This window comes from Candidatus Micrarchaeota archaeon (assembly GCA_021163225.1).
Lineage (GTDB): Archaea > Micrarchaeota > Micrarchaeia > Anstonellales > JAGGXE01 > JAGGXE01.
Genome location: JAGGXE010000033.1, coordinates 1 through 4,568, shown reverse-complemented (window position 1 = coordinate 4,568; position 4,568 = coordinate 1). Strand labels below are relative to the sequence as shown.

The 4,568-nt window shown below is 44.5% G+C and carries 5 protein-coding genes; all 5 read left to right on the top strand.

The features are described 5' to 3' along the window. Nucleotides 1–847 (top strand): hypothetical protein (locus J7K41_02425; GenBank protein ID MCD6549542.1); only part of this gene is annotated, 847 nt, incomplete at its 5' end. Nucleotides 848–1,038: 191 nt separating this feature from the next. Then, nucleotides 1,039–1,749: a glycosyltransferase gene (locus J7K41_02420; protein MCD6549541.1), complete on the top strand. Its 711-nt coding sequence runs from the start codon at nucleotides 1,039–1,041 to the stop codon at nucleotides 1,747–1,749. A 76-nt stretch (nucleotides 1,750–1,825) separates the two neighbouring features. Next, nucleotides 1,826–3,025 carry a peptide chain release factor aRF-1 gene (gene prf1, locus J7K41_02415; protein ID MCD6549540.1) on the top strand — a complete coding sequence of 400 codons (1,200 nt, stop codon included), beginning with the start codon at nucleotides 1,826–1,828 and terminating at the stop codon, nucleotides 3,023–3,025. Nucleotides 3,026–3,086: 61 nt separating this feature from the next. Beyond that, nucleotides 3,087–4,292, top strand: a complete 1,206-nt coding sequence (locus J7K41_02410; GenBank protein MCD6549539.1) for a cysteine desulfurase — start codon at nucleotides 3,087–3,089, stop codon at nucleotides 4,290–4,292. A gap of 19 nt (nucleotides 4,293–4,311) precedes the next feature. Further along, nucleotides 4,312–4,568 (top strand): hypothetical protein (locus tag J7K41_02405; protein MCD6549538.1); only part of this gene is annotated, 257 nt, incomplete at its 3' end.

Sequence of the window (4,568 nt, the reverse complement as noted above, 5' to 3'; positions counted from 1 at the left end):
TTATACGGTTACCGTTTTCGGTCCGAGCGGATGCGGTAGGGACACAGCACATGTGAACTATACCGGATGTTCGGTATGCGCTCATCTGAACGAAAACTGTGATACGGTACCGTGCTGTAACATCGATACCGAGAAATCTTATTGGGAATCCGTTATAGACGGTTCGTTTGACCTGACGAGTATAGGGTTCGCAGGGTTCAATCTTACATGCGGGAGTGTTTGTTGCGTGCCTGCTGGAAGTCCGTGTTACCCTGACATCAACGACACCACAGGTCCTCAATGTTGTCCTGGATTATCCTGTAAGCATGGTGTGTGCACAGCACCTGCTCCGCCACCATCCGAACCGGAAGAGGAGGAAGGTGAAGGCGGCGCAGTGGCATTCACGGGACCGGGAATCGCACCCATCGCACCGTACATACCACCCAACGTAACGTTGCCAAACCTGACCTACACATTCTGCAGTTATTCGACATGCCGGGTAACCGCGGACTGTTGCGCAGGGTACTGTGACAACGGCGTTTGCAAACGCGCACCGTCATTCATATCATTGTTCACATTATCACCTTTGGAAGGTTGTGCGGGTATGCCGGTACCGCCTATTCGGATCCTTGAGTTTGTCGTATGCGATCTGATGTGGTTGTGGATCATCATAGGGTCGTCCGCTGCTGCGGTACTGGCCAGAAGGAGGTATCCGAAGAACAAGTTACCTATGGTAATATCATTTGGGTTGCCCGTGGGAATAGCATTGACCGTTTATCCAGTGATAGGTCTGTTGACTGCTGTTATTGAGATTGCCTATCTGTCGTATCCGAGGGGGAGGTTCGAGTTCAGCGAAGAAAACGAATAATGAATAAGTTGTGATCTGTGATTCTTGTATCTAAAACAATAATAACAATAATGACGGACTACAGACGTTTGTTACTTTGCTTGAATTTCCTTCTTCTCTTGGCGGTTCTAAACCAAAAGGTTTAATAATCTCAATTTTTTCTCATACATCGCAACAAAGACTGTTCGCAAACGTTGAATTCGGGTGAAACAATGGTGGACGTTTCCATAGTGATCCCAACACTCAATGAGGAGAAGAATATCGGAAGACTTCTGAAACTTTTGCGTAAGAGAGCGGCTCAACTACCTTACGATGTTGAAATAATCGTGTGTGACGGTAACAGTACTGATCGGACTAGGGAGATTGCAAGTCGATATGCCGATAAGGTGTTGATCGAACATGTGCGTAGCGCTGCCGCGGAGCGGCAACGCGGAGCACTTAACGCCTCGGGTGATATCATCCTGTTTATAGATGCTGATTCTCTGCCGGGTAAACGGTGGTTGGAGACGATGGTCAGCGCGTTTGATGACCCTGAGGTGGTAGTTGTTACAGGCCTGGTCTATCCTATTGAAAGGTCTCCTTTAGAGGAATGGATCTGTCGCGACCTTCTCACCCCTTTGGTTAAAATTACTGCATTGCTGAGAATCCCTCTCGTTTACGGGATAAACATGGGCATCCGGAGAAACGTGTTCCGTCAAGTAGGCGGATTCAATTTGGAATACGTTACCGGTGAAGATACTGATCTGGTACGTCGCGCTTCTAAGTACGGCAGATTTGTTTTTGTTCCCAGATCTGTTGTTTATACATCAGTCAGAAGGATTAAAAAGATGGGGCGCCTAAAATTTCTATTGTTCCATACTATCAACCATTTTAGGATATATCTACTGAACAAACCCTTTGACACGTATGAGATTGTCCGTTAACGGTTTGATACGGTTTACTGTCATTCGATTGTATGTTCTCTGTTCGAACGAACCGAATATGCGCACGGTGGGAGATATGGCTGAAAATCCCGAGATGTACGAACTCAAGAAGAAATTGAAATTGCTTAAGTCTTACAGAGGTAGTGGGACGGAGTTGATATCGTTGTACATATCTAAAGGTTATCCGTTATCAGAAGTGATGAATAAGCTTAGGCAGGAACAGAGCCAAGCATCTAACATCAAAAGCAAAACCACTCGTAAGAACGTTACTGACGCATTAACTAAAATAATACAGTATTTGAAGATATTTAAGAAAACCCCTGATAACGGTATAGCCGTGTTCTGCGGTAACGTTGCTCAACAGCCCGGGAAACAGGATATCAAACTGTTTTCTATCGTGCCTCCATTACCGATAGATGTTCAGTTGTACAGATGCGATTCGACATTCTTTTTAGAACCGTTGGAGAGGATGGTCTCTGCTAAAGATGTGTACGGTGTGTTGGTTATGGACGGTCGGGAGGCAACCTTGGCTTATGTGAAAGGTACTCATATCCAAATACTTAAGAAAATCCATTCTCTCGCGCATTCTAAGATCCGCGCAGGCGGACAGTCTGCCCGTAGGTTTGAACGGTTGATAGATCAAAGCATTGAAGAATATTATAAACGTGTTGGTGAGGCCGTTGATCAGTATTTTATCGAAGGTGTAAAAGGTGTAATCGTTGGTGGTCCTGGTCCTGCTAAAGAAGATTTTCTCAAGCTTAAACCGTTCAATTATCAGGTCAAGATACTCGGTGTAGTCAATACTGGATATACCGATGAGTACGGTGTTAGAGAAGTTCTCGCAAAAGCAGAAGAACTGCTGAAAGAACAGGAACTCGTTAAAGAGAAGAAACTTGTTGACAGATTCATCAAAGAAGTAGTTACCGGTGGATTGGCCACGTACGGAGAAAAAGAAGTGCGCGAGTCGATAGTCAACCATCAGGCAGAAACAGTACTCTTATCCGAAGGATTGAGATTAAAACGTGTGAAGTTAGTCTGCGATGTATGCGGCAGGGAGGAATACATAACCGTAAGAGAGAATGAGGGTCCGGTAAGCAAAAAATGCTCCTGCGGTGGAACTCTTCGTGAGACGGAACGTACCGACCTCATAGACGATTTGGTGGACCTCGCCACACTCAACAATATCGATGTAGAGATCATATCGACAGAAACACCTGAAGGTATGCAGTTCCTTCGGAGTTTTTACGGTATCGGTGCGTTCCTAAGATATAGATAGGTCTTATTGTTGAACAGGTTGTCAGTAAGAATTTTGAAAGATAGGTAAGGTGGGTCCGATGATGGATGTGGAATCGATACGCAAAGATTTTCCTGTGTTAGATAGAATGGTCAACGGTAGACCGTTGGTCTATTTTGATAACGCAGCCACTTCTCAAAAACCTATCCAAGTAATAGATGCTATCAAGGAGTATTATATGAACCATAATGCAAACATACATCGAGGAGTCCATACTTTGGGCACCGAATCTACGGAACTGTACGATCAGGCTAGAAAAACCGTTGCAGAATTTATCAACGCGGATGAAAGGGAGATCGTATTCACCAAAAACGCGACTGAGTCGATTAATCTTGTAATGTACGCATGGGCATTGCGTAATCTTGGAAAAGGGGATAGAATCGTTCTTTCCATTATGGAACATCATGCAAACTTATTGCCCTGGTTATGGTTGTCAAAGGTTAAAGGTGTCCGGTTGGAATGGTTGGATATAGACGAAAACGGTAAAATTCCAGAAACCGAATTGAACAAAATAGATGGGAAAAACACGCGTCTTGTTGCTGTTACCCATGTGTCCAACGTATTAGGCACTATAAACGATGTTAGCAAGATATGTAAACGTGCTCACGAGAACGGTGCGTTGTGTTTGATCGATAGTAGTCAGGGAGTGCCACATATCTCCGTTGATATGAAAAAGATAGATTGCGATTTTTTGGTGTTCACTGGACATAAGATGCTTGGTCCTATGGGGATCGGTGTGTTATACGGTCGTGGGGAAGTGATGGCTGACATTGAACCTTTCCTATTCGGCGGAGATATGATAGAGCGCGTTACTACCACTGATGCGGTATGGGCTAAACCACCACAACGGTTTGAGGCAGGTACTCCTAATGTTGCGGGTGCGGTAGGGTTGGCGGAGGCGGTGAGATACCTGAAAACGATCGGTATGGAGAACGTCCGTGAGCACGAGAAAAACCTTGTTGAATATGCATTGGATAAGTTCTCCGAATTGAATAATGTAACATTGTACGGACCAGAAGACCCAGAATCCCGTGCCGGTATCATCACTTTTAATGTGGATGGATTGACAAGTAATGATGTGGGTATTTTGTTGAATGAGGAAGGGATAGCTGTGCGTTCGGGAAGACATTGTGCTCATCCGTTACATGACAGGTTAGGTATACCTTCCACTGTGCGTATGTCATTTTATATATACAATACTTTTGAGGAAATCGATAGAACGGTGGATGTAATATCAGACCTTTCATAAATTGATTTGTGGTGATGCTATGGACGAGACGGTTCGCAAACTTAAACAACGGAGCACTATACTTAAACATTTTACAAGAAACGTTTCTGATGACTACGACTGTTTCGGCCGGTCTGAAGAATGTGGAGAACAGATTGCCGTATATCTTAAGATAAAGAACGGCACTCTCGAAGATGCAGTGTTCGGTGGTATGAACATGTCTTTTATTCTGAAGGCGATAGCGGACATTATCCTGGATGCTATGGTCGGACGGAAGGTAGAAGAATTGAAACATAT